Here is a 4,925-nt window from a genome sequence, read left to right as displayed (position 1 = left end):
GCAACGCAAAAAGTCGAAACCGCCAATGTCGACGAAGAGATCGGCAAGATCTGCGGGCCGCAGCTCGTCGTGCCCCTGACCAACGCCCGCTACGCGCTGAACGCCGCGAACGCGCGCTGGGGCTCGCTCTACGACGCCTTCTACGGCACCGACGCCATTCCGCACGACCCGAGCGAAGCCGGCAAGGGCTACAACAAGGTGCGCGGCGACAAGGTGATCGCCAAGGCCAAGGCGTTCCTGGATGCCGCCGTGCCGCTCGCTACCGGCAGCCACACCGACGTCACCTCCTACCGCGTGGTCGCGGGCCAGCTCGCGGTGAAGCTGAAGAGCGGCAACGCCACCGCGCTGAAGAACGCCGCCCAGTTCGCCGGCTATCAGGGCCCGGCGGAGGCACCGACCGCGGTGCTGCTGGTCAACAACGGCCTGCATGTCGAACTCGTGATCGACCGCAAGCACATGATCGGCAAGGACGATGCGGCCGGCGTCGCCGACATGATCATGGAAGCGGCGGTCTCCACCATTCTCGACATGGAGGACTCGGTCGCCGCCGTCGATGCCGAGGACAAGGTGCTAGTCTATCGCAACACCCTCGGCCTGATGAACGGCACGCTGGCGGCCGATTTCGAGAAGGGCGGCAAGACGCTGACGCGCGCCCTGAACGGGGATCGCAGCTACACCACGCCGGATGGCAAGGCCCTGACCCTGCACGGCCGCAGTCTTTTACTGATGCGCAATGTCGGCCATCACATGTTCACCGACGCCGTGCTCGACGACAAGGACAGCGAGATTCCGGAAGGCATCCTCGACGCCGCCGTGACCGGGCTGCTCGCGATCCACGACCTCAAGGGCGGTTCGAAGGTGAAGAACAGCCGCACCGGCTCGGTCTACATCGTGAAGCCGAAGATGCACGGCCCCGACGAGGTGGCGCTGACCGTCGAACTGTTCGGCCGGGTCGAGAAGATGCTCGGCCTGCCCGAGAACACCATGAAGGTCGGCATCATGGACGAGGAGCGCCGCACCACGGTCAACCTCAAGGCCTGCATCCAGCAGGCGACCAAGCGCATCATGTTCATCAACACCGGCTTCCTGGATCGCACCGGCGACGAAATCCACACCTCGATGGAAGCGGGTCCGATGATCCGCAAGAACGACATGAAGGCGCAGCCCTGGATCAAGGCCTATGAGGACTGGAACGTCGACATGGGCCTAGTCGACGGCCTGCCTGGCCATGCCCAGATCGGCAAGGGCATGTGGGCGGCGCCCGACAAGATGGCGGACATGCTGGCGCAAAAAATCGGCCACCCGCAGGCGGGCGCCACCACCGCGTGGGTGCCGTCGCCGACCGCGGCGACCCTGCATGCCCTGCACTATCACCAAGTCAACGTGCAGGCGCGGCAGCAGGAGCTCGCCAAGGGCGGGCCGCGTGCCAAGCTCTCCGACATCCTCACCATTCCGGTGTCGCAGTCGAACTGGGCGCCGGATGACGTGCGCCAGGAGATCGACAACAACTGCCAGGGTATTCTGGGTTATGTGGTGCGCTGGATCGATCAGGGCGTCGGCTGCTCCAAGGTGCCCGATATCCACGATGTCGGCCTGATGGAGGACCGCGCGACCTTGCGCATCTCCAGCCAGCATCTGGCGAACTGGCTGCACCAGGGCGTCGTGTCGGAGGCGCAGGTGATGGAATCGCTAAAGCGCATGGCCGAGGTGGTTGACAAGCAGAACGCGGGCGATCCGCTCTACCGGCCGATGGCGCCCGGCTTCGACGGCGTGGCCTTCAAGGCGGCCTGCGACCTCGTCTTCAAGGGCAAGGCGCAGCCGAACGGCTACACCGAGTTCATCCTCACCGCCCGCCGCCGCGAGGCGAAGGCCTCCGCTTAAATGGCCTTGGCATGAGCCGGCAGGACACCCCCATCAACATAAAGCCCCGGCCTCTGGCCGGGGCTTTTGCCTTTTTAGGAACTGCGTTTTGCCGGTTTCAGATCACCGCGATGTATTTCAGCAGCGAGATGACGCCGAGGATGATGACGATCACCCGGCAGATCTGCTTGGCGCGACCGTCGATCGGCAGCAGGTTGATGAGATAGAGGATCAGGATGACGACGAGAAAGGTGACAAGTGCGCTGACGAGCATGGTTCGGCCCCTGCAGAGGATGGAAGACGCGCTGGTATTCAGGAGCTTAACAGATCAGCACAGTTCCTGTTCCCCTATCGGAACCACGAACATCGCCTCGTGCGCATTATGCGGCGGTTGCATAATAGGGCAGCACCGCTGTCTGAATTCTGGGAGTCTTAAGCCTTTTCGGGCATCTTGGGGTGTCTGGAGAGCTTGATGCTGAACCGCCTAACCGTTTCCACCCTGCTCAAGACCGTCATCCTGGTGACCGTCCTGGTCGTGATTGCCGGCTTCAGCTGGAATGCCTGGACCTCCTGGCAGCAGCTGCGGCTTGCCAACCGCATCTCGCTGATCGCGGACGCCTCGGCGAGCGCCTTCAAGGCCATGAACAATATGCGGGTCGACCGGCCCTACGTGCCGCGGCAGCTCACCGCCGACCAAACGATCGATGCCAGCGCCACCAAATTCCTGCAAAACCTGCATGGCGTGGAAATGCCCGCCCTGCAGCGCGCCGTCGACCTGTTGCCGGGCATCGACTTCGCGCAAAAGCAGACGCTCGCGCCCGAAATCGCCCGCCTGAACAAGCTGCTGCTGGCGCAGCAGGCCGAGTTCTGGACCGCGGTCGCCAAGCCGAAATCGGAGCGGCGGCTCGATCTTGCGAAGGAATATCTGGAATCCACCCAGACCACGATCGCGACACTCGACAAGATTTCGAACGCCCTGGCCGCGGCGGTCAATCATCAGGACGCGATGGTCGACCAGCTATTGGCGATCAAGCAGATCGCCTGGCTGCTGCGCAATTCGGCCGGCAACACCTCGCTGGTGGTTGCGAACGGTCTCGACGGCACCATTCCGGTCACGCCGGAGGTCCAGCTCAATTATCTCAAACATGCTGGCGGCATCGAGGCGGCGTGGAATGCGCTGCAGCTCACAACACTCGGCATGGAGCTGCCGCCGTCGCTGTCGGCCGCGATGGCAGCGACCAAGAAGGCCTACTTCGATCCCGACTATACCGGCCTGCGCGACCGCCTGGTCAAGCAGCTTGCCGCTGGCGAGAAGGTCGACATCGTTCCCAACCAGTGGAGCAAGATCACCGGCGACCATATGGGCTCCGCCGTCGAAGTCGCCGAAGCAGCGCTGGACAGCACCAAGCAATATATCTCGGCGCGGCGCGACACCGCGCTCCGCTCGCTGGTCACCCAGTCGCTGCTGCTGGTGCTTGCCATCGCGCTGGCCTGCGGCGCCATGCTGGCGGTGAGCCGCCGCGTCATTACGCCGCTGCACCGGATGCGCGATGCGATGCTGCAGGTGGCATCAGGCGCGCTCGACATCGAGACCGGCTATCAGGATCGCCAGGACGAGATCGGCGCGCTGGCGGGCGCGCTGGAAACCTTCAAGCGCCAGGCGCAGGAGAAGCTCGCGATCGAGGCCCAGGAGCGCGAGCGCAATGCCGCGGCGGCAGCGCGGCAGCGGGCCGTCGAGGCCCATGTCGGCGAATTCGAGAGCACGGTGCGCGGCACGCTGGAGCAACTCGGCGGCGCCTCCAACCAGATGCGCTCGACCTCCTCCGAACTGTCCGAGGTCTCACGCCAGACCAATACGCGGGTCGAGACCGCGCAGAAGGCCTCGAGCGATGCGTCGATGAGCGTGGAGAGCGTGGCCTCGGCGGCCGAGGAGCTCAGCGCCTCGATCGGCGACATCAGCAAGCAGGCTTCGCATGCCGCCGGCATCGCCTCGCGCGCGGTCAACCAAGCCCGCCTGACCGACGGCACCGTGCAGGGCCTCGCCCAGTCCGCCAGCCGCATCGGCGAAGTGGTCGGCCTCATCAACAGCATCGCGGCGCAGACCAATTTGCTGGCGCTGAACGCCACCATCGAGGCGGCGCGCGCCGGCGAGGCCGGCAGGGGCTTTGCGGTGGTCGCCTCCGAGGTGAAGACGCTGGCGAGTCAGACCGCGAAAGCCACCGACGAGATCTCCGAGCAGGTGGCCGACATCCAGAAGGTCGCAGGTGAAGCCATCGACGCCATCAAGGGCATCGGCAGCATCATCGGCGAGGTCAACGAGGTGGCGACCGCGATCGCCGCCGCCGTCCAGGAACAGGGCGCCGCCACCCAGGAGATCACGCGCAGCACCCAATATGCGTCCCAGGGCACCAAGAACGTCTCGGACAATATCAGCGGCGTGAAGTCGGATGCCGATGCGGCCGCAGCCGCCGCCGGCAATGTCAAGCGTGCCTCAGAGACGCTGGAAAGCCAGAGCCAGCATCTCGGCGGCCAGGTCAGCGACTTCCTGAACCGGATCCGCGCCGCGTAATCCGCGGCCGGCTCACTCGGAGGCGACGACCGGAGCCCGCTGGAATTTCGCGCGCAGCGATTGCGGCGCCGGCGAGAAGTTGAGCTCGGCGCGCTTGCCGGCGCTATGGTTGGCGACCATCAGGCCGTCATCGCTGGCGACGATATCGCCCTTGCGGAGCGTGGGATCGTTCTCGATCGAGACCTTGGCCAGCCCGAAATGGTCCTTGCCATTGCAGGTGCAGCCGTCGACCAGTTCGGTGCGATACTTGAACGCGTTCGGCAGCTCTGAATAGGATTTGCCGTTCTCGGTGGCCGCATCGTCGATATTGCTGCCGTAGACGACTTCGGTCTTGCTGGCGGGGCAGAAATTGTTGCATAGCACCGCCCCGCTCTGATCGCCGCCGGACGCCAGCGGAAAGTAGCGCCCGTCACAGGTGCGGACGCACCAGGCCTGCTCGCCGCTGTCGCCATAAGATACCTCGCTGCGCCGGGCGCGATGCCGGACCGGCGCGCCC

The 4,925-nt window shown here is 65.0% G+C and carries 4 protein-coding genes; 2 read left to right on the top strand and 2 right to left on the bottom strand.

What is annotated here, in order from left to right:
- A partial coding sequence (locus WA702_RS12060) for a malate synthase G (protein ID WP_425110751.1) occupies window positions 1-1,881 on the top strand: 1,881 nt, incomplete at its 5' end.
- Between the two features lie 97 nt (window positions 1,882-1,978).
- Here the strand turns inward: WA702_RS12060 and WA702_RS12055 are convergent.
- A complete protein-coding gene (locus WA702_RS12055; protein ID WP_425110750.1) occupies window positions 1,979-2,134 on the bottom strand; it encodes a Thivi_2564 family membrane protein in 156 nt (51 codons plus the stop codon).
- 198 nt (window positions 2,135-2,332) lie between these two features.
- On the opposite strand from WA702_RS12055, the gene WA702_RS12050 reads away from it, so the two are divergent.
- Window positions 2,333-4,429 carry a methyl-accepting chemotaxis protein gene (locus WA702_RS12050; protein WP_425110749.1) on the top strand — a complete coding sequence of 699 codons (2,097 nt, stop codon included), beginning with the start codon at window positions 2,333-2,335 and terminating at the stop codon, window positions 4,427-4,429.
- 12 nt (window positions 4,430-4,441) lie between these two features.
- Here the strand turns inward: WA702_RS12050 and WA702_RS12045 are convergent.
- Window positions 4,442-4,925, bottom strand: a 484-nt coding sequence (locus tag WA702_RS12045; protein WP_425110748.1) for a DUF2865 domain-containing protein, incomplete at its 5' end; no start/stop codon positions are given.

Source organism: Bradyrhizobium sp. (assembly GCF_049798375.1).
Classification (GTDB): domain Bacteria; phylum Pseudomonadota; class Alphaproteobacteria; order Rhizobiales; family Xanthobacteraceae; genus Bradyrhizobium.
The sequence above is the reverse complement of the archived record's forward strand: the minus strand, read 5'-3'. Positions and strand labels throughout refer to the sequence as shown.

What these genes read in the sequence shown, in the direction of transcription:
- WA702_RS12055 (WP_425110750.1), bottom strand. Translation starts at nt 2,134, where the DNA reads ATGCTCGTCAGCGCACTTGTCACCTTTCTCGTCGTCATCCTGATCCTC.
- WA702_RS12050 (WP_425110749.1), top strand. Translation starts at nt 2,333, where the DNA reads ATGCTGAACCGCCTAACCGTTTCCACCCTGCTCAAGACCGTCATCCTG.